Source organism: Flavobacterium ajazii (assembly GCF_010614725.1).
Classification (GTDB): Bacteria; Bacteroidota; Bacteroidia; order Flavobacteriales; family Flavobacteriaceae; genus Flavobacterium; species Flavobacterium ajazii.
The window spans coordinates 74,815-96,293 of sequence record NZ_JAAEHL010000010.1 but is presented as its reverse complement, the minus strand read 5'-3'; the positions used below and the strand labels follow the sequence as shown (position 1 = coordinate 96,293).

Below are 21,479 nucleotides of genomic sequence, written 5' to 3'. Positions count from 1 at the left end.
GAATGAAACCTATGGTTTTAAATACAAATAAAATTCAAACAGCATGTATTTTTTACATGCTGTTTTTTAGCATTACTATTTTTGCGCAGGAACCTGCCGATTTTGTCAATCCGTTTATTGGGACTTCCAATTATGGAGCGGCTTATCCTGGACCAATTGCACCGCGCGGTATGGCAAGTATTAGTCCGTTTAACGTGGCGGGAGTAAAAAATACGCCAATGGAAAAAGACAGCCAATGGCTTTCGAATCCGTATGTGAATGAGAATACCTTTTTGACAGGATTTAGTCAGGTGAATTTAAGCGGTGTAGGCTGTCCAGAATTAGGTGTTATTTTACTAATGCCAACAACTGGAAATGTAGAAATCGATCATTTGAAATACGGTTCTACTTATTCTAACGAAGTAGCAAAAGCAGCGTATTACAGCGTAAATATTGACAAGTACAAAGTAAAAGGAGAATTCACTGCTTCAAAACGAGTTGGAGTGAGCAAATTCACTTTCCCGAAAGGGCAGTCTAATATTTTGCTAAATCTTGGTTTAGGATTAACTAATGAGGAAGGAGCAATGGTAAAAGTAGTTTCTTCTACAGAAATTGAAGGAATGCGTTCTGTTGGCTCTTTTTGTTATAATAGTCCAGAAGATGCTTATCCGGTATATTTCGTAGCTAAATTTTCTAAACCAGCCAATAAATTCGGAGTTTGGAAAAAGCCTGCCAAATACAATGGTGTAGAAGCACAGTGGATGGGGTACAACGGAAAAGCCAGAATGATGGATAATACCATCAAAACCGTTGTTGGCGATAGTATTGGAAGTTATTTTACCTATAAATTTGATAAAGAAGAAACCGTTGAAGTTAAAATTGGTATTTCATACGTAAGTATCGCAAATGCTAGAGAAAACTTAGACAAAGAAGTTGGAACAAAATCCTTTGATGCAGTTTACAAAGAAACATACAACGAATGGAACGAAGAACTTTCTAAAATTACAGTTGAAGGCGGTACAAAAGACGAGAACACGATTTTCTACACGGCTTTATATCACACTTTGATTCATCCAAATATTTTAAATGATGTAAACGGAGAGTATCCAGTAATCAAAAGAACTAAGATTGGTAAAACCAAAGGTACCCGTTATACCGTATTTTCATTATGGGATACGTATAGAAATTTACATCAGTTGATGTCATTGGTGTATCCAAAGCAGCAATCTGATATGGTAAAAAGTATGCTTGACATGTTCGATGAAAACGGCTGGTTACCCAAATGGGAATTGAATTCGACAGAGACTTTTACCATGGTGGGAGATCCTGCAAGTATTGTAATTACAGATACGTACATGAGAGGGATTCGCGATTTTGATGTTCCGAAAGCGTATTATGCGATGTTGAAAGGAGCAGATAATGTTGAAAATAATCCGCTTCGTCCGGGATTGAAAGATTATATCAAAAAAGGCTATTTGACAACAGACAATAAAGGACCGGTTTCGACGACGCAGGAATACAATATTTCAGACTATGCAATTTCGCTTATGGCCAACGAATTCGGGGATAAAGCCAATGTGAAACGTTTTAAAGAACGCTCTTTATCCTACCGAAAATTATTTGACAAAAACTTCAATCTGCTTCGTCCAAGAACGGCTGACGGAAAATGGTACGAGCCATTTGATCCTGCGTCTGGAGCTAATTTTGAAGAAAATGTTGGTTTTATCGAAGGAAATGCGTGGCAGTATAATTTCATGGTTCCTCACGACATTAACGGATTGAAGAAATTAATGGGCGGTGATCAAGCATTTTCGGCACAATTGCAGAAAATTTTTGATATCAAACAATTTGATATGGCAAACGAACCAGACATTGCCAACCCGTATTTATTCAATTATGTGAAAGGTGAAGAATACAAAGCTCAGGAAATGGTAAAGAAATTGGTTCACGAATATTTCAAAAATGAACCAAAAGGATTACCAGGAAATGATGATACGGGAACAATGTCGGCTTGGTTAGTGTATTCGATGATGGGAGTTTATCCAATATCTCCGGGAGATCCGATTTATACGATTACGACACCAATGTTTCATAGAATAACGATCAAATTAGATCCAAGATATTATAAAAATGAAAGCATCGTAATTGAAAGACAGGAAAATAATGGTGGAAAAATCAATTCGATTGAGCTAAACGGAAAAACACTTAACAGCTTTTTTATTTCACATGAAGATTTTGTGAATGGAACAAAACTTAAAGTGATTCAAAACTAAACACACACAACTATGTTACAATTAAGAATGAGAAAAACGGCCATTATTTTTGTAATGGCTGTTGGTTTTTTAAACCAGACCCACGCCCAGAAAAAGTATCCGTATCAGGATGCCAAATTACCAGTAGAAGAAAGAGTTCAAGACTTGTTAAGCCGTATGACGCTTGAAGAAAAAGTGCGTCAGATGGATATGTACAGAGGAGATTTTTTTAAAGATAAAGAAGATTTTGCTAAAGCTAAATCGGCTGAAAAAATCGGGAAATTAGGAATTGGAGCGATTCATGACCTTTATCCGCGTTCGGCGAAAATGATTAATGATTTGCAAACCAATGTAATCAAAGGAAACCGCTGGGGAATTCCCGCTTTGATTATGTGTGAAATGCTTCACGGTTATTTAGACGAAGGAAGTACGGCTTTTCCAATGAATATTGGTCTTGGCGCAACTTGGGATGTTGCTACAATGGACAAAGTAGGTAAAGTTATTGGTATGGAAGCCAGAGCACATGGAGTTCATTTTGGTTTTGGACCCAATTTAGATTTAGGACGCGAGCCAAGATGGGGACGTGTTGCGGAAACTTTTGGTGAAGATGCTTTCTTAAACAGCGAAATTGGTTTGGCTTTTATTAAAGGATTGCAGGGAGACGATTTAAAATCAGATCGTTCGATTATTGCAGAACCAAAACACTTTGCTGTTCATGGTATTCCGCAGGCAGGAGGAAATTCTTCACCTATTTTAGTTGGAGAACGTTCTGCAAGAGAAGATCACCTGCCATCATTTGAAAAAGCATTTAGAAAAGGCGGTGCTTTAGGAACGATGTGTGCGTATTCTGAGTTAGACGGAATTCCTTGTGCAGCCAATCATTGGTTATTGACAGATGTTTTGAGAAAAGAATGGGGATTTAAAGGACTTGTAGTTTCAGATTTGGGAGCTATTAAATACATTCAGACCACTCACAAAGTGGCTGATTCTCCAAAAGATGCTATTAGAGAAGCGGTTTCAGCGGGTGTTGATATGCAATTCTATGATTTTTCAAACGAATTTTGGCAAAGTACTGTCATTGAATTAGTAAATGAAAAGAAATTAACAACGGAAAATATCGACCGTGCAGCGGGAGCAGTTTTACGTTTAAAATTCTTATTAGGATTATTTGAAAATCCATACACAGAAAAAAATCTGATTAAAGAGCGTTTTCATACTCCAGAAAATCAGCAGGTTGCTCTAGAAGCGGCTCAAAAATCGATGGTTTTATTGAAAAACGACAATAATACGTTACCATTAAGTAAAAACTTGAAAAATATTGCGGTTATCGGACCAAATGCAAATGCTTCAAGATTAGGAGGATATGCTCCAAAAAACAGTGTCGGAATGACGGTTTATGAAGGAGTTAAAGAATTGGTTGGTAAAACTGCTAATGTAGTTTATGAAGAAGGAGTTCCATTGATCGTAAAAGGACAGATTATTCCATCTAAATATTTATTCACACCAGACGAATCTCAAAACGGATTAAAAGGAGAATATTTCAACAACAGAAATCTAGAGGGAACTCCGGCATTGACTCGTATCGACAGTCAGTTAGAGTTTGACTGGCCTTGGGCACCTGGTGATGGAGTGAATGTTGATGATTTTTCTATCAGATGGACAGGATTCTTAAAATCAGAACAAGCATTAGACGGTTGGTTAGGTTTAAGTTCAGATGACGGAATCAGAATGTACATCGATGACCAATTGGTTATCGACAACTGGACAAAAGGAGCGACAAGTATGGTGACGACTCCTAAAAATATCGAAAAAGGTAAAAAATACAAAGTCCGCATTGAAATGTGGGAAGGAGGCTGGGGTGCCAGAGCTCATTTCCGTTGGAATTTAGAAAAAGTAAACTTACAGCCAGCAATCGAAGCCGCTAAAAAAGCAGATGTTGCGATTGTAGTTTTAGGAGAATCGAACGAATTAGTAGAAGAAAACAGAGATGTGGCTTCTTTAGACTTATTCGGAATACAACAGCAATTAATTGAAGAAATTCAAAAAACAGGAACTCCAGTAGTTTGTGTGTTATTAAACGGTCGTCCGCTATCTACCAATTGGATTGCTGAAAACATTCCAGCCGTACTTGAAGGATGGTTCCCAGGAGAATTAGGAGGCAGAGCAGTTGCTGATGTTTTATTTGGTGATTACAACCCAGGAGGAAGATTACCAATTACAGTTCCAAAATCGGTTGGGCAGTTACCTATATATTATAATCAAAAACCATCTGCAATCCATAAATATGTAGCAGAAAGCGAACACCCGTTATATTCATTCGGTTACGGATTGAGTTATACGAAGTTTGAGTATTCTAATTTAAAACTGAATACAACTGAAATTAAACCAAACGGAGAAGTTAAAGTTTCTGTAGATGTTAAAAACGTCGGAGACAGAGACGGAGACGAAGTGGTGCAATTGTACATTAATGATGTTTACAGCAGCACAACGACACCAGAAAAAACGTTAAAAGGTTTCAAAAGATTGAATATTAAAAAAGGTGAGACTAAAACTGTAGCATTCACTCTTACTGCTGATGAACTGTCACTTTGGAACCGTCAGATGAAAAGAGTTGTTGAGCCAGGAGATTTTGAAGTGATGGTAGGAGGAAACTCTACTGATTTGCTAAAGACTACATTCAAAGTTTCGAACTAAAGAAACTATTGGAGTATAAGATGTGTAGCTTTTTAAGTGTTTTTTTTTGGATTTGTTTAATAAACTGGTAAAACGTAGGTATATATAATGTGTCAGTATGAAAAAGTAAGGAATTTAATAGTAAAACAAGGGGGAATGAATAAAAAATTCCCCAACACCTTTTCAAAATGGTCATTTGTCGAAATTATATTTTGTTAACGAAACGGATTCCTAAATTTAACATGTTATTAACTCAAAAAACAATTAAACTATGAATCAAAACGTACTAAAATTACTGTTCTTGTTTTTCCTGTTTGGGTTTCAGAACCTTCAGGCTCAAACGTCAGCAGTAACGGGAACAATCACAGACGCGAGCGGAATGCCAATCCCGGGAGCAAATGTTGTTGTTAAAGGAACAAAAAGTAGTACATCATCAGACTTTGATGGAAAATACAGTATCACGGTTCCAAATCAATCAGCAATTTTGGTATTTACTTATGTAGGTAGTGCTACTAAAGAAGTGCCTGTTGGAGGATTAACGACTATTAATGTTACCTTAGGTGCCAGCAATCAACAATTATCTGAAGTAGTAGTAACTGCTTTGGGGATTAAAAGAGAGAAAAAGTCTTTAAGTTATTCAGCTCAGACAGTTTCTACCCAGGAGCTTTCTCAGGCGAGATCACTGAATGTAGCAAACTCCCTTTCTGGTAAAGTTGCTGGTCTTAATTTCTCTACTACTGGTACCGGAGTAGGTGGTTCTTCCAGAATTACGCTTAGAGGTAACCGATCACTTACAGGAAATAACCAGCCACTATTTGTAATTGATGGTATCCCTATGGATAATACTGTTACTTCGCCTGCTACAGATATTGGAGGAACAACCAGCTTTGATGGTATCTCAAACATTAATCCGGAGGATATTGAATCTATGAACGTATTGAAAGGTCCTTCTGCCGCAGCATTATACGGTTCACGTGCAAGTAATGGAGTTATTGTTATTACTACTAAAAAAGGATCTAAGAATGGTAAAGCTAATATTTCTGTATCTTCAAACTTTATGGCTTCTTCTGCATATAATTTATTAAATCAGCAAGATGTATACGGTCAGGGGAATGGAGGAGTTTATAATGCTGCTTCTGTAAACAGTTGGGGACCTAAAATGGAAGGACAGCAAGTTGCAGCATGGCAGCTTGTGGATAATCCTAATTACGCAGGACCTGCTACTTATGCATTTACTCCACAGCCAAATAATGCAACAGATTTTTTTAAGACAGGTTACAGTTTATCAAATAACCTGACAGCATCAATGGGAAATGATAAAACCCAGGGGTATTTCTCTTATACAAGTACAGATGCTAAAGGTATTGTAATGGGGAATGATTTGAAAAGACATAATTTTAATTTGCGATTAACAAGTAATCTGACTGATAAGTTTAAATTAGATACTAAAGTAAATTACATCACTCAAAAAATTGAAAATGCAGTAGGTGCAGGTGAAGGAGGGATTGGTGAAGCACTTTATACTATGCCAAGAAATTTACGTTATGATCAGTATAAAGATTTCGAATATATTGATGATGCAGGACAAATAAGATATAATTATATTAATGGTGATAATAGTTTAAGTACTCTTGGAGCAAATCCTTTCTGGCTTGCTAAAAGAAATTTAAGAGCAGACGAAAGAAACAGAATTATTGCTTTTACGTCATTAACTTATGACATTACAAAAGACTTAAGTTTAATGGTAAGAACTGGTATCGATCAGGCTACAAACAAAGCTAAAGTTGCCCGTTATGCATCAGTTGCAATACTTAATCAGGATTACGGCAGCTATTCTGAGTCAATTTCAGATAATACAGAATTAAATACTGATTTCCTTTTGGCTTATAAAAAACAATTCGGAGATTTTAAATTAAATGTTAATGCCGGAGGAAATGCTTTAGTTCAAAAACGTGAGGGATTAAGCAGTGGAGGGACTTTAACCAAAAGAAACTTTTTTACACTTACTAACCTTCAGTCAACTACGGTTACTCCTGATTATAGTAAAAAGAAAATTAATTCATTGTACGGATCGTCACAGCTTTCTTATAAAGATTATTTATATTTAGATCTTACAGCTCGTAATGACTGGTCATCTGCTTTACCTGCAGACAACAGATCTTTCTTCTATCCTTCTGTTGGTCTAACGGGGATAATTACGGATATGGTTGATATTAAATCTGATGTTCTTTCATTCTTAAAAGTAAGAGGGTCTTATGCACAGGTAGGAAATGATACAAACCCATATCTTTTAGCTGATCAGCTTAGTTATTATGGTTTTAACGGAGGAGTAGTACAATCTTCTACTTTACTTAGTAACCCTAATCTTAAACCGGAAATTTCTTCTTCTATGGAGTTTGGTGTGAATACACGTCTTTTCAATAATAAAATTGGTTTAGATTTCACTTGGTTCCAAACCAATACAAAAGATCAGATTTTTACAATCAATTTACCTCCATCATCAGGTTTTGATAAACAGGTAGTAAATGGTGGAGAAATTCAAAACAAAGGTATTGAGGTAGTTTTAAATGCTAATATTGTAGAAGGTAATAAGTTTTCATGGGATGCAACTGCTAACTTCGCTACTTACAGAACTAAAGTTTTGAGTATTTTTGAAGATCGAACGGAACTAAATCTTGCTACAGGTTACGAAAGATTGGCACAAACTATTGTAAAAAAAGGAGGTGATTATGGGGATTTGTATATTCGTGGTTACCAGCGTAATGCTGACGGACAAATTATTGTTGATGGAACGACCGGTTTACCATTGTTTACTTCAGGATTTAGTGTTCTTGCCGGGAATTTTAACCCTGACTGGACTGCCGGTTTGCAAAATAAATTCAAATACAAAGATTTTAGTCTTAGTTTCCTGGTTGATTTTCGTATTGGCGGTAATGTAATTTCTTATTCTCAGGCAAGAATGACCGGAGCAGGAGTAAGTGATATTACCCTGAACGGAAGAGATGGTTTTGTAGTTGATGGAGTTGTTGATAACGGAAATGGTACTTATTCGCCAAATACAACATCAATTACAGCTGAAAATTATTGGACACAAGTTGCAAGCAGAGACCCTAGATCTGCAGAAGACTTTGTTTACGATGCAACAAATATCAGATTGAGAGAAGTAGTTTTAGGGTATTCATTACCAAGTAAATTACTAAGAAATTCTCCATTTACAGGTATTGATTTATCTATCGTTGGAAGAAACCTGTTTTTCTTTGTTAATAAAGCTAAATACTTTGATCCGGAACAAGGTGTAAGTGTTGGAAACCTTCAGGGAATAGAATCTTACAATATTCCAACTACCAGAGATTTTGGATTTAATGCGAAATTCAACTTTTAAAAAAATAAAACATGAAAAATAATATAATCAAATTTTTTGCAATCGTTTTTCTGTTTCAGATAACAGGATGTACTTCGGATTTTGATGAAACTAATACAAATCCAAATACGCTTACATCTGATCAGTTAGATGCTACTATGGCAGGGCCTGCCTTCGCAAATGCCTTATATAAAGGAATAGGAAATGCTTCATGGAGTCTTCCTGGTGATGATTATGGAACATATGGACTGGCAACAGCATTACATTCAATGATTTTTACACATTATATGGGTTATACAGGCGGGGCTGCTACTGATGTTAACGGAATCAATGATGGATGGAGAAGCAGAGGCTGGTTGAGATTTTATACTCTGGCGGTTCCATCTTTGCTAAATAGTTATAAAGCTGCTAATGGCAATGCAGAAGCTACAGCTATTTTAGATATCTGGAAAGTATATATGTTTCATAGATTTACAGATGAATGGGGACCGGTTCCTTATTCTCAGGCTGGAATTGGAGGTTCAACGGTAGCTTATGATTCACAGGAAGACATGTATGCTGATTTTTTCAAACTTTTAGAAGCTGCTAACACAACTTTGAGTACTACATCGCAGACTACCGTTGGTGTATTTAAAGATTATGATGCTATATACAGTGGAAATGTTGAAAAATGGAGAAAATTTGCTAATTCATTAAGACTGCGTTTAGCTTTAAGAATTTCAGATAAAGATGCTTCAAGAGCAAAAATTCAGGCAGAAGCTGCTGTAGCGGCAGGTGTTATGCAGTCAAATGATGATAGTGCTTATTATAAAGTAACTAAAGATACTTATAATAATTTTGTTGATATTATGAAATATTGGGGGTTTTGTATGACAGCTGATATGGAAAGTATGCTTAAAGGATATAATGATCCAAGAATGCAAATCTGGTTTTCTCCTGTTACTGATAATACTTCTGCTTATGTAGGTCAGTATGTTGGCCTTCCAAACGGAATTGGAACATCGATATCCTGGAGCAAAGATTTGAGCGGAACAAATCAAGTAACTACATTTTCTGATAACGTTACAAAAAATATAGAAGTAATGATGGCTTCAGAATCTAATTTTAGCCGTTCAGAAGGAGTTTTGTTGGGTTGGAATATGTCGGGAGCAGCAAAAACTCTTTATGAAGATGGTATTCGTTTATCAATGCAGCAGTGGGGTGTTACAGATAATACTGCTATCAATGCTTATATAGCAGGTACTACAACTGGTGCTGTACCAACATTCGGTAGTATGTACTCAGATCCTACACCTCCGGTTAATGTGCCTGTAGCCTGGGCAGCCAGTGCAAGTGATCAAAAGAAGCAAATTGCGGTTCAAAAATATTTGGGACTTTTCCCGGAATCATGGGAAGCATGGTCTGATTTACGCAGAACAGATGCGGCTATATTGTATCCATTGATCACGACTTTAGATCCTACAATTGGTAAAGGGGTAATGAGACGTTTAACATATTTACCTGATGAATATAGTACCAATGCAGCAGCTGTTGCTAATGCAATAACACTTCTTGGAGGTCCTGATACCGGAGCCACGAGAGTTTGGTGGGATACAAAATAATTATTTAGTAGAGTAAAGAGTCATATAATCTTTACTTAAAATTCAAAAGGAGAGGAAACTCTCCTTTTGTTTTATAGGTACATTAGCAATTATGATGATTTTCCATTTTAATAAATCATTCAAAATATTAAATAAATAAAAAATGCTTAATTCAAATACCACAAAAATCTCACAAAGTAAACCAACCTTAATTCCGATAATAATTATAGCAAGTCTGTTCTTTATTTTTGGATTTGTAACATGGATTAACGGAGCCTTGATTCCGTTTATGAAAACCATAAACGAGCTTACATCAGCACAGTCACTATTAGTAGCATCAGCGTCTTATATTTCTTTTGTCGTAATGGCACTTCCTTCATCTTATGTTTTAGCAAAGATTGGATATAAAAAAGGAATGTCTCTAGGATTGTTTATCATGGGATTTGGAGCTTTAATCTTTATTCCAGCGGCAGAAGCCAGAACATACTGGATGTTTCTGACAGGAATTTTTATTCAGGGAGCAGGAATGACTTTATTGCAAACAGCTTCTAATCCTTATATTACTATTTTAGGACCAATCGAAAGTGCTGCAAAAAGAATTTCAATTATGGGAATCTGTAATAAAATTGCCGGTGCTTTAGGCTCACTAATTTTTGGCTCCATTTTATTATCAGGGATAGATGAAATACAGGCAAAATTAAGCGTAGTAAATGAAACAGAAAAAACAGCATTATTAAATACAATGGCCGATAGTGTTGTAGCGCCTTATATCACAATGGCAGTAATTCTGTTTGTGTTGGGGGTTTTAATTCGTAAAGCACCTTTGCCAAATGTAGAGGCAGAACCAATAAAAGAAACCAAAGAAGGACAGACTACCAAAACCAGTATTTTTCAGTTTCCGCATTTATGGCTTGGCGTTTTAACGCTCTTTATGTATGTAGGAGTTGAGGTAATTGCGGGTGATACAATTATTGCATACGGTATAGCCTTAGGTTTTCCTGCTACAGATGCTAAGTTTTTTACAACTTTCACACTATTAGCAATGGTAATAACGTATGGACTCGGAGTAGTTTTAATTCCGAAATATATTAGCCAGGCTCTTGCGCTGAAAGCGAGTGCAGTTTTAGGGATTATACTTTCATTATGTATTGTATTTTCTTCAGGATTTATTTCTATTCTTTTTGTTGCAGGATTAGGAATTGCAAATGCTTTGGTTTGGCCGGCAATTTGGCCTTTAACCTTAAAAGGCTTAGGCAGGTTTACAAAGACCGCTTCAGCATTGCTGATTATGGCAATTTCCGGAGGAGCTGTAATTCCTCCATTATATGGAAAATTTGTAGATTTAAATAAAGCCGATTTAGTAGGACAGGGATTAAATGAAACTCTGGCAACAGCAGAAGCTTCTACAGCAGGTTATTGGATTTTACTTCCTTGTTACATTATTATCCTTTACTATGCTATTTCTGGTCACAAAGTCGGTTTGAAGAATAGTTAGACTTAAGATGTATTAGACGAAGGAAGCAAGAAATAAGATTTTAATTAGGTCTATCATCTTGCTTCTTTCATCTAAAAATTAAAAAAAGAATTAAATGATATCAAAAACAAAATATACTATAACATTTCTATTGGCGATTTTTTTTGCCGCTAACGGATTGAAAGCACAAACAAAAGCAGTTAATATCACTCAAAATTACATTGCAGAAAATCCTGTTACAGCAGCAAGCCATGCTTCAACATTGGTCGAAACAGATCCTAACACTCTTTTGGCTGCATGGTTTGGCGGAAAATATGAAGGCGCAAAAGATGTTAGTATTTATATTTCTTCCTATAAAGAAAAAAAATGGTCAGCGCCTAAAAAAATTATTGAGCCATTAATTAAGGATGGGGATACGCTGCCTTGCTGGAATCCGGTTTTATTTAAAAGTAAAGCTCAAAATTTATATTTGTTTTATAAAGTTGGAAAAAATCCGAGAGAATGGTTTGGAGCCATGATAGTTTCTAAAGATAACGGAAACACCTGGAGTCAGGCAAAATACCTTCCAAAAGGCATATTAGGACCAATTCGAAATAAACCAGTTGAAACTGCTCCGGGTGTTATTTTATGCGGAAGCAGTACCGAAAGTATTGATGATAATAAGTGGAGAGTATTCATAGAAACTTATACTGAAGCAACAGATAGCTGGACAATAACTGATATTAATGATAAGAAAAATTTCGATATCATTCAACCAACGTTTTTAATTCATTCAGATAAAGAGATTCAGATTTTATCAAGAAGCAGGCACAATAAATTAATTTCAAGCTGGTCTGAGGATAATGGCAAAACCTGGCAGAAAACGGATAGTATAAACGTTGTCAATTCGAATTCGGGAGTAGATGCAGTAACTTTATCGAATAAATCATTCTTATTGGTAAATAATCCTTTGAAAATGGGGAAAGACTGGTTTAACGGAAGAAATGTACTCGATGTAGAATATTCAAAAGATGGTGTAAACTGGAAGAAATTGTTTGATTTAGAAAACCAAAAGGAAGGAGAATTCAGTTATCCTGCCATTATTCAGACCTCAGATAAAAAAGTACATATTTTATATACTTATAATCGTAAATTTATTAAACACACAACTTTTGATTTAAAATAAAAAAGATGCAAAAATTCTGCCTTGCCTTAGATCTAAAAAATGACCCGGATTTAATTGCCGAATATATCGAATTTCATAAAAACGTCTGGCCCGAAATACAGAAAAGCATTTTAGATTCAGGAATTATCAATCTTGAGATTTATAATGTTGCTGACCGCTTGTTTATGATTATTGAGGCCAATTCTGATTTTTCATTCGAAATAAAAGAAAAAAAGGATGCAGAAAATCCAAAAGTTCAGGAATGGGAAACTTTAATGTGGAAATTTCAAAAAGCACTTCCTCAAGCCAAACCCGGAGAAAAGTGGATTTTAATGGATAAGATTTTCGAACTCAAATAGTCTTTCCTTTATCAAATAATTTAATTATGAAATTTTTTAAGTGTATACAAATTAAGATCATCCTCAATAGTATATTATTTTTAGGTATTGCTGCAAATGCCCAAAAAAATAGTGTGGCGGAAACATTCTATAAACATGATAAATACCTTTCTTCAGATAAATTAGAAGGGCGTTTTCCGGGAACCAAAGGAAATAATGAAGCTGCGGCTTATATCAAAAAGTATTTTAAGAAGTACGGTTTGAAAAAATTTGATAACAGTTATTATCAGCCTTTTACGCTTTTTGTGAAAGACGGAATAAACAAGATGAAATCCGATAGTGTTTCGACTCAGAATGTTTTAGGATATCTTGAAGGCTCCGATGAAAAACTTAAAAATGAGTATATAGTAATAGGAGCTCATTATGATCATTGGGGATGGGGCGGACAAAACTCAGGCAGTAAAAAGAAAGAGGTTACAGCAATTCATAACGGGGCAGATGATAATGCATCCGGGGTTTCGGCTTTGCTGTGCATATTGGAAAAATTAACAGTAACGAAGATCAGACCTAAAAGAAGCATCATTTTTATTTCTTTCAGTGGAGAAGAAGAAGGACTATTAGGATCAAAATATTTTGTTAATCATTTACCGGTTGATAAAAATGCCATAAAGGTAATGCTGAATATGGATATGGTAGGGAGATTAAACCAGGAGAAACAACTTTACATGGGAGGTGCCGGGACTTTTCCTGGAGGTGTTGAATTAATGAAAAAATTAGGAATTAACAGTGGTCTTAACCCGGTTGTACACGCAGGTGAAGTGGGAGGATCAGATCATGTGTCGTTTTACAAGTCTTCAATAGCTGCTGTTGGATTTCACACAGGAGGTCATCCGCAATACCATACTCCGGAGGATGATATCGATTTAATTAATAGTGAAGGAGGAGCATTGGTGGCAAAATATATTTATAATGTTTTATTGGCAATTGCAAATGATCCAATGACTTTATATTTCATTAACCAGGATTGACAAAAGTAAAGAAAGACAGGTATGATGAGTAAAGGCTTTAACTAAATGGCTTGATTTTTTTACATACAGTTTGCTACTATTAGAGTTAAGTTTTCAAAATGATAGATTTTGAAAACTTTCTTGTTTTGGGAATGAAGAGTTATTTTAAGTTTCTTATTGACTGACAAGTTTTATAAGTGGATTATTTCTAAATCCGGTCCCAATTTTATTAAGCAATTTGACAGGAGAGGAGCTGTAGGATATTCAATTACAGATTTCAAATTTTTATTAAATCACCATAATAAATTATATTATTCTACCGTATTATTTTTGAAAAGAAATCTGAGAATACAGTATATATGGATTATAATATGGAAAGTATACGTGAATTAATTTTGAACTATATAGAGCTTGATGAAGCTGAATGGGAGCATTGTTCTCAAATGCTTAAAATTGATACTATTAACAAGAAAGAAATTGTTCTTTTTCAAAATACGGTCTGCAAAAACATTTATTTTGTGGTAAAAGGACTGCTCAGGACTTATTTTATAGATCAACGTGGAAATGAAAAAACATTTCATTTTTCAACAGAAAATACCTTTGCAACTGATTACGAAAGCTTTTTAAAACGCACTCCTTCTCATTACGCTATTCAGGCATTAGAAGATACAATTGTTATTACAATCTCTCTGGAAATGCATGAGAGTATATATACAAAACTTAGATATGGAGAAAGACTGGGAAGATTAATAGCTGAGGATTATTTTTTTATGATTAATGATAAAATAAAAGCACTCTACGGTCAGACTCCTTTAGAAAGATATAATACTATGAATAAAAAATTTCCTAAAATACTTCAGCGTATACCGCAGCATTATATAGCATCTTATCTTAATATTACTTCTGTTCATTTAAGCAGATTAAAATAGCTGCAAAAAAACCGATAACAAATGTTATCAATTAAAATATTTTTAAACTTTTTCTTTGCTTTAGTATTAAAAGAAACTCCATTAACGAAGATAAAATTCAACCATTTCAATGTCTTTAAACGATTTCCATAGATCGGATTATAAGACAAAAATGATCATATTGTATTTTAACTAATTATATTTTAACTCTCATGACAGCATACACTATAAAAAATAACATCAAAATTATCAGAGAGTTAAGAAATTATACTCAGGATTATATGGCCGAAGAAATGGGAATAACTCAGGCCGGCTATAGTAAGATCGAAAAAGGAAAAACAGATTTAAGTTTAGGAAAATTAGAAAAAATAGCACATATATTTGATTGTAATATTCAGGATATAATTAGTTTCGATACCAAAATTTATTTAAAAAAAGTTAAAGATTTAAAGGGTAAAGCGGAGATTAATTTTGATAATAATAACGTCTTAATAAAATTATATGAAGACAAAGTAATACTTCTGGAATTATTACTAAATAAAACAGATTCAGAATTAAAACTCTACAAAAATAAATTTGGTACGCTATAATTAATGGTATAATTCAAAAAATGAGATGCAGCAAAGGACAAGGATTAAACACTCTTTCTGAACATGCTTATTTTTTTACTTCTAAAATTTACTTCAGAAATAATAGTTGCTGCAAAAATGAGGCTTCCGCCCAGAAGTAATCTCCATGAAAGATTTTCACCCAGAATAAAAAAAGCACCAATAGCACCAAAAACAGGTTCAAACAAATAAATAACAGCCACACGTTCTGCAGATAAATAACGCTGGGAAATGTTGGAAACGGTGTACATATAAGCCGTCGAGAACAAAGCACAGTAAATTACGCCTAACCAAAAAGTATGATTTTTAGGAAACCATTCTGATGTATTGTCTGTAAGTGCCAGACCAAAAGTAAACAAGGCACAAAACGCAAACATTGGAACAATTGAATACAAAAGGTTTTTTGAAGCGGAATGTTTTTCAACTGAAATTAAGTAAACGGCAAAACCAAAAGCCCCGGCAATAGTAAATAAATCGCCAAGATTGATAGTGAATTTATCTTGTATAGCAATAATAAATAAACCTGTTAAAGCAGTCAAAGCAGCAATCCAGATTTTTAAAGAGGTATTGGTTCTGTAAATTGCTAATTTTAGTAACGGAATAATGATAACGGTCAAACCGGCAATAAAAGAACATTGTGAAGCATCTGTATATTTAAGCCCAACGGTTTGCAGCTGGATCCCTAAAAACATCGGCACAGCTAATATTGCACCTGTTTTAACATCTTCCCGATTGGTGTTTTTGACATATTTCCAAAAAATCATGCTCAATACAATTACAGCCAGCAGAAAACGATAAAATAAAAAGGTATTAGGAGAATAATTTCCAATAGCCATTTTGGTAACCGAATAAGAAATTCCCCAAAAAGCTGTACCAATGATAAGCAGAATTAATAAAAGCTGTTTTCTTTCCATTTTTAAAGCAATACTTTTTTCATCATTAAATCAGTTTGTTCGTCGTTACCTAATCTGAAGATATGCGTGTCAAATTGTACAAAACCGTTTTTGGTATAGAAACTTACAGCTCTGAAATTCTTTTCCCAAACGCCCAGCCACATATAAGTTGCTTTAATTTCTTCAGCAATTATTTCTGCCTGTGTGTATAATGCCTGTGCGACTTTTTTGCCGTGAAATTCTTTAGCTACATAAATGCGTTCAATCTCTAATGCATTTAAATCTTCCTTTTCAGTTTGAGCATTCGCTGTATTCAATTTTAGGTAACCAACGACTTTTTCGTCTAAAACAGCTAAATAAAAATAGGAAGAAGAATTGTTCAATTCAGCAATTAGTTTTGATGTTGCAAAACTTTCTTCGAGATATTTTTTCATGTTTTCTTCGCTGTTTACATCTGAAAAAGTTTCTTCAAAAGTTTGTTTACCAATTAATTGAATTTTTAAAACATCGTCAATTGTTGCTTTGGTTATTTTTAAAGGATTCATTTTTTATTTCTTTAATGCGTTAAAAGCTATTTTTTGTCTTTAATAAATGCGTAAATTGCATCAATGGATTTACAGCAGATTAAATATTTTTTGGCTCTGGCCCGTGAACTTCATTTCTGGAATACTGCCGGAAAAATGAATATTACGCAATCAGCACTTAGTCGTCAGATTCAGTCACTTGAGAATCATCTAGGTGTTCAGTTGTTTGAACGTAACAAACGAAATGTCAAACTTACTGCTGCCGGTCAATTCCTAAAAGAAAAATGGGAAGTCGAACTGAATAAACTCGAATTTATTCATCAATCTGCCCGCCAGATTCAATTAGGAGAGAGCGGTACGATTACCATTTCTCATCCCGATTCTATTTCGGCTTCTATCATGCCTGATATTTTATCCCGTATTTCTGATTCTTTTCCGAAACTTAAAATCAAATTGGTTCAGGTTCTTTATGAGAATCAACAGGATTTTCTCCGTAATTATAAAATCGACCTGGCAATTACCAGAGATATCAATAACGCTAAAGACATTCAATCTCAAAAAATCCATACAGACCATTTGGCAATTGTAGTTCCTGAGGATCATCCGTACCAGACTCCTGAAGACCTGACCAAAGAAACACTTGCTTCTCAAAAGTTTATTTTACCAACCAATGATGAAGGAAGCAGTTACAGCGATCTTATTCAGAGATTATTCAATTCTTTAGAAAATGCTCCGGAGGTATATCTTCATTCTGAATTTGGATCTGCAATTATTGCTTTGGTTCGAAAAGGACTCGGAATTGCGATTTTGCCTGATTCGTATCTTTTTCATGAAATTCCCGGAATCCGATTTATCAAATTGCCTTTAGAAACTGATTTATATATCAATTGGAGAACAGAAGACCATAATCCGGTGCTGGCCAATGTTTTAAAATTTATTATTCCTAAAAGTTAAGCCCGAAGCATTTCAATATGCGGAATTCCGTCTTCATCGTAAACTTCGCCTTGTTCTATAAATCCGAGTGACTGATAAAATTTTAATAAATGATATTGCGCACTGATTCGAATCGGAGCTTTCCCAAATTTTTCTTCACAGCCTTCTAATGAAGCTTCCATTAGTTTTCTTCCTAAACCTAATCCTCTGTGAGAACGTGCAATTACAACTCTTCCAATAGAAATTTCATCATAGGATAAACCAGCCGGAAGCAAACGGGTAACACCTGCCAGTTCGTTATCAACATAATATAAAAGATGAAAACTCTTTTGGTCTTTATTGTCTAAATCCAGATACGCACAGTTTTGTTCGACCACAAAAATGTCACTTCTTAATCGAAGTAAATTATACAATTCGTGATTGGTTAATTCGTCAAAAGATTTAATGGAATGGGTGAATGTCATTTTTGATTTTTATGCTTTAATTTTTTGACAAAGATAGGATAGGGAATAATGTTTTAAAATGCTATTTTTTTATCATGTGATGCTGAAAATGCATTAGTTTGTTTTTGAAATTCCAAATTTGAAATTCCAAAATCCAAATCGAAACTCAAAATTCACCAAGAATCTGTCATTCCTGACAAGATTGAGGAGAATTTCTATGTGTTTAAAAACAAAAAAACTTTGTTAAAGTTCGAAACTTTGACAAAGTTGAGTGTAACAATTTTAATAGTATCAGTTTTCAGGTTAAGTTGAGTAACGTGAAACTTGAAACCTGAAACAAAAAAATATATTTTAATGCGAAACCGCCTTTAAACCAACTATAGAGCCAACTAAAGTCGCTAAGAAAAACAATCTCCAAAACGCCGCAGGTTCTTTAAAAACAAAGATTCCGACCAATACAGTTCCGACAGCGCCAATTCCTGTCCATACCGCATAGGCTGTTCCAAGAGGAAGCGTTTCAGTTGCTTTCATTAATAATAGCATACTAACGGTTAAAGAAATAAAAAATCCAATATACCAATAATACATTTCAGTTCCTGTGGTTGTTTTTGCTTTTCCAAGACACGATGCAAAGGCTACTTCAAATAAGCCTGCAATGATTAAAATAATCCAGTTCATAAAGTTAAATTTTGTGGTGCAAAGTTCCTTTATGAAAAGCAGAAAAAATTTAACAAATGATAAAAAATGAATTTATTTTAATTCTCCTCTAATTCTGCTCAAACTGACTTGCGTAATTCCTAAATAAGAAGCAATATGTCCCAATTGTATTCTTTGCAGTAATTCAGGATGGTCTTTCATTAATTCCAGATAACGTTCAGAAGCATTTTTGAATTGTTTAGAAATGAGACGTTCTTCGGTTTTTATTAATTCTTTTTCGGCAAATTTTCGTCCCCAATTGGCGATATGAACGTCTTCGCTAAAGAGTTTTTTGAGATTTTCGGTTTTGAGTTCGTACAATTCGCAGTCTTCCAAAAGTTCGATACTCTCATATCCAGGCTGTTCTTCGACATAACTTTTCATCGAAATAACAGTTTCGCCTTCTTTTCCAAACCAAAACGTAACTTCGTTATCACGTTCAATAAAAGCTCTGACCAATCCTTTTTTTATAAAATAAATATTCGATTCTATTTTGTTGGCTTTTAGTAAAATATGCCCTTTTTGGAAAGCAATTTCGGAGACGTTATTTTGCAAAGCCAATTTTGACTGTTCAGGAAGTTTATATATGAGATAAAGAATAATGGAAATATCCATACGTTCAGTTTTTATGAATTTGGAATAAAGATAATAGTTGAAGCTTTGAACAGAAAATTTCAATTAAAAATATTGTATTTTACTTTTTATGAGATTAATTTTTTCATTCATCCCCTAAAATTTTTCTTTCATGTACTTTTATTTGTCCAATCTGTATTAGAGAAATATCTTTACTAAAACATTAATGATTTTGTTTTGAAGATACTTAAAAAGAAAATAGCAACCTATTGGAAAATTCAGCTAATTGGATGGATTACAGCTTCTTTATACTGGAGGATTGCTGCTTTTCTAACGGGGCATTTTTTATGGAAAATGGGCATAGCAGATTTAATCCTTGATGTCTCTATCGGAATTGGATTAACTCATTTTTACAGAAATTTTGCTTTAAAAAGAGGATGGCATAAATTGAATCTGAAAAAACTGATTTCAAAACTGATTTTGAGTGTTTTGGTGCTTTCAGTTTTATATATGTTTTTGATAGCAAGTAAGCTTTATATAATTCGTTTGTTTGTTTTTGGAGAAAATGCAGTTTCTTTTTTGGTATTTTTCAAATCGGTACAATTGCAGCTTTTTATTACAGGAACGAGACTTATGTCAATTTGGATTCTGGCGTATCATCTTTATCATTATTCAAGACTGGAAATACAAACAGTAAAAGAGAACGCTCAATTGTCGCTTATAGTAAAAGAGGCTCAATTGCGTAATCTTAGCACACAACTTAATCCGCATTTCTTTTTTAATTCACTAAATAACATCAAATATCTGGTTTTAGAAAATCCGAAATCAGCTCGGCGTGCAATTGATCTTTTGTCTGAATTGCTTCGAAATTCGTTAGATAATTCAAAAGGACAACTGATAGTTTTAGACGAAGAAATCAATCTTGTCAGGGATTATCTCGAACTGGAAAAAATAAGATTTGAAGATCGTCTCGAAGTAAAAATCGAAGCTGAAGTTGATTTATCAAGTCACTTGATTTTGCCTTTTAGCATTCAATTATTGGTAGAAAATGCTATAAAACACGGAATCGAGAAAAGAAAAAATGGCGGATTTATTACTGTAAACGTAGAAGAAAAAGAAGGCTTTCTAAAAATTGCAGTTCATAATTCAGGCAAATTAGGTCAGGAAATTAAAAATTCCGGAATTGGACTGGTAAATCTCAAAGAACGATTAGCGTTGCAATACAATTCAGCGGCTTTTTTTGAAATAAAAGAATTAGAAAATGAAACGGTTTTAGCAACTATTTTACTGCCATTAAGATGAAAAAAATAAAAGTTATTATCGTAGATGATGAGCGTTCAGCAAGAGAAGAATTAAAAATGGCATTGCAGGAATATGAAGATTTTATCGTAATTGGCGAAGCAGAAAATGCCGACGATGCAAAAGTATTGATTGAAACAAAATTGCCCGATTTGATTTTTTTAGATATTCAGATGCCTGAACAATCTGGTTTTGATTTATTTGAATCATTGAATTATATACCCGAAGTACTTTTTGTTACGGCATACGATCAATATGCGGTTCAGGCATTTGAGGTCAATGCTCTGGATTATCTGATGAAGCCAATCCGGGAAGAACGATTTTTAAAAGCAATTGAAAAAATAAGAAATGCTAAAGTAAAGTCTAATTCAATTGCGCCTGACCGAAAAATTTTTATTAAAGATGGTGAGAAACGATTCTTTATACAAGCGGATGAAATTTATTTAATTGAATCAGTTGAAAATTACACACGACTTTTTTTTCAGGATAAAAAAGCATTACAAAGACGTTCGCTCCGACAATGGGAAGAGATTCTCGACGAAGCAGTTTTTTTTAGAATAAACAGAACAGAAATTGTAAATATCAAATATATCGATGAAATAAATACAACCGAAGACGGACTGGAAATAAAACTAAAAACGGGTCAATTGCTAAAGGTTTCTAAACGCCAGACCGTAAAGTTTAAAAACAGTAACGGAATTTAAACACACTTTTTTTGCATAAAATATCTTTTTTAAGACAATTGAAAACATAATTAATTATTGGTTTTCATATTGTTTCAGGGCTTCTATTTT

The 21,479-nt window shown here is 34.2% G+C and carries 18 protein-coding genes; 13 read left to right on the top strand and 5 right to left on the bottom strand.

What is annotated here, in order from left to right; translation table 11 throughout:
• The first annotated feature begins 11 nt into the window (after positions 1–11).
• The 10 genes from GWR14_RS17690 to GWR14_RS17645 all read left to right on the top strand — a co-directional run bounded on the left by GWR14_RS17690 (position 12) and on the right by GWR14_RS17645 (position 15,306).
• Positions 12–2,252 (top strand): GH92 family glycosyl hydrolase, encoded by a 2,241-nt coding sequence (locus tag GWR14_RS17690; protein ID WP_163410517.1) that lies wholly within the window; start codon positions 12–14, stop codon positions 2,250–2,252.
• Positions 2,253–2,264: 12 nt separating this feature from the next.
• The gene (locus tag GWR14_RS17685; RefSeq protein ID WP_163410411.1) at positions 2,265–4,925 is read left to right on the top strand and encodes a glycoside hydrolase family 3 protein; all 2,661 of its coding nucleotides are present in this window, start codon (positions 2,265–2,267) and stop codon (positions 4,923–4,925) included.
• Between the two features lie 250 nt (positions 4,926–5,175).
• A complete protein-coding gene (locus tag GWR14_RS17680; protein ID WP_163410410.1) occupies positions 5,176–8,286 on the top strand; it encodes a SusC/RagA family TonB-linked outer membrane protein in 3,111 nt (1,036 codons plus the stop codon).
• A gap of 11 nt (positions 8,287–8,297) precedes the next feature.
• Positions 8,298–9,866, top strand: coding sequence for a SusD/RagB family nutrient-binding outer membrane lipoprotein (locus GWR14_RS17675; protein ID WP_163410409.1), 1,569 nt, complete (start codon positions 8,298–8,300; stop codon positions 9,864–9,866).
• Between the two features lie 142 nt (positions 9,867–10,008).
• Positions 10,009–11,340, top strand: coding sequence for a sugar MFS transporter (locus GWR14_RS17670; protein ID WP_163410408.1), 1,332 nt, complete (start codon positions 10,009–10,011; stop codon positions 11,338–11,340).
• A 94-nt stretch (positions 11,341–11,434) separates the two neighbouring features.
• Positions 11,435–12,484 carry a sialidase family protein gene (locus tag GWR14_RS17665; RefSeq protein WP_163410407.1) on the top strand — a complete coding sequence of 350 codons (1,050 nt, stop codon included), beginning with the start codon at positions 11,435–11,437 and terminating at the stop codon, positions 12,482–12,484.
• A gap of 5 nt (positions 12,485–12,489) precedes the next feature.
• A complete protein-coding gene (locus tag GWR14_RS17660) occupies positions 12,490–12,822 on the top strand; it encodes an L-rhamnose mutarotase (RefSeq protein ID WP_163410406.1) in 333 nt (110 codons plus the stop codon).
• A 26-nt stretch (positions 12,823–12,848) separates the two neighbouring features.
• Positions 12,849–13,829, top strand: a complete 981-nt coding sequence (locus GWR14_RS17655) for a M20/M25/M40 family metallo-hydrolase (RefSeq protein ID WP_246236344.1) — start codon at positions 12,849–12,851, stop codon at positions 13,827–13,829.
• Between the two features lie 350 nt (positions 13,830–14,179).
• Complete coding sequence (locus tag GWR14_RS17650) at positions 14,180–14,737, top strand: Crp/Fnr family transcriptional regulator (RefSeq protein ID WP_163410405.1); 558 nt, start codon at positions 14,180–14,182, stop codon at positions 14,735–14,737.
• Between the two features lie 191 nt (positions 14,738–14,928).
• Positions 14,929–15,306, top strand: coding sequence for a helix-turn-helix transcriptional regulator (locus tag GWR14_RS17645; RefSeq protein WP_163410404.1), 378 nt, complete (start codon positions 14,929–14,931; stop codon positions 15,304–15,306).
• 44 nt (positions 15,307–15,350) lie between these two features.
• Here the strand turns inward: GWR14_RS17645 and GWR14_RS17640 are convergent, their stop codons facing one another.
• Positions 15,351–16,238, bottom strand: a complete 888-nt coding sequence (locus GWR14_RS17640) for a DMT family transporter (protein ID WP_163410403.1) — start codon at positions 16,236–16,238, stop codon at positions 15,351–15,353.
• 2 nt (positions 16,239–16,240) lie between these two features.
• The gene (locus tag GWR14_RS17635; RefSeq protein WP_163410402.1) at positions 16,241–16,762 is read right to left on the bottom strand and encodes a GNAT family N-acetyltransferase; all 522 of its coding nucleotides are present in this window, start codon (positions 16,760–16,762) and stop codon (positions 16,241–16,243) included.
• A gap of 63 nt (positions 16,763–16,825) precedes the next feature.
• On the opposite strand from GWR14_RS17635, the gene GWR14_RS17630 reads away from it, so the two are divergent.
• Positions 16,826–17,695: a LysR family transcriptional regulator gene (locus GWR14_RS17630; protein ID WP_163410401.1), complete on the top strand. Its 870-nt coding sequence runs from the start codon at positions 16,826–16,828 to the stop codon at positions 17,693–17,695.
• On the opposite strand, the gene GWR14_RS17625 is transcribed toward GWR14_RS17630, so the two are convergent.
• The 3 genes from GWR14_RS17625 to GWR14_RS17615 form a co-directional block, all read right to left on the bottom strand.
• On the bottom strand, positions 17,692–18,138 hold the full coding sequence (locus GWR14_RS17625; RefSeq protein WP_163410400.1) for a GNAT family N-acetyltransferase: 447 nt from the start codon (positions 18,136–18,138) through the stop codon (positions 17,692–17,694). The genes GWR14_RS17630 and GWR14_RS17625 overlap by 4 nt on opposite strands.
• 330 nt (positions 18,139–18,468) lie before the next feature.
• Positions 18,469–18,795: a DMT family transporter gene (locus GWR14_RS17620; protein ID WP_163410399.1), complete on the bottom strand. Its 327-nt coding sequence runs from the start codon at positions 18,793–18,795 to the stop codon at positions 18,469–18,471.
• A 72-nt stretch (positions 18,796–18,867) separates the two neighbouring features.
• Positions 18,868–19,428, bottom strand: coding sequence for a Crp/Fnr family transcriptional regulator (locus GWR14_RS17615; protein ID WP_163410398.1), 561 nt, complete (start codon positions 19,426–19,428; stop codon positions 18,868–18,870).
• Between the two features lie 195 nt (positions 19,429–19,623).
• Between GWR14_RS17615 and GWR14_RS17610 the strand changes: the two genes are divergently transcribed.
• Positions 19,624–20,688 carry a sensor histidine kinase gene (locus tag GWR14_RS17610; RefSeq protein WP_223150983.1) on the top strand — a complete coding sequence of 355 codons (1,065 nt, stop codon included), beginning with the start codon at positions 19,624–19,626 and terminating at the stop codon, positions 20,686–20,688.
• Positions 20,685–21,389, top strand: coding sequence for a LytR/AlgR family response regulator transcription factor (locus tag GWR14_RS17605; protein ID WP_163410397.1), 705 nt, complete (start codon positions 20,685–20,687; stop codon positions 21,387–21,389). The genes GWR14_RS17610 and GWR14_RS17605 overlap by 4 nt, the downstream gene beginning before the upstream one ends.
• The last annotated feature ends 90 nt before the right edge of the window (positions 21,390–21,479 follow it).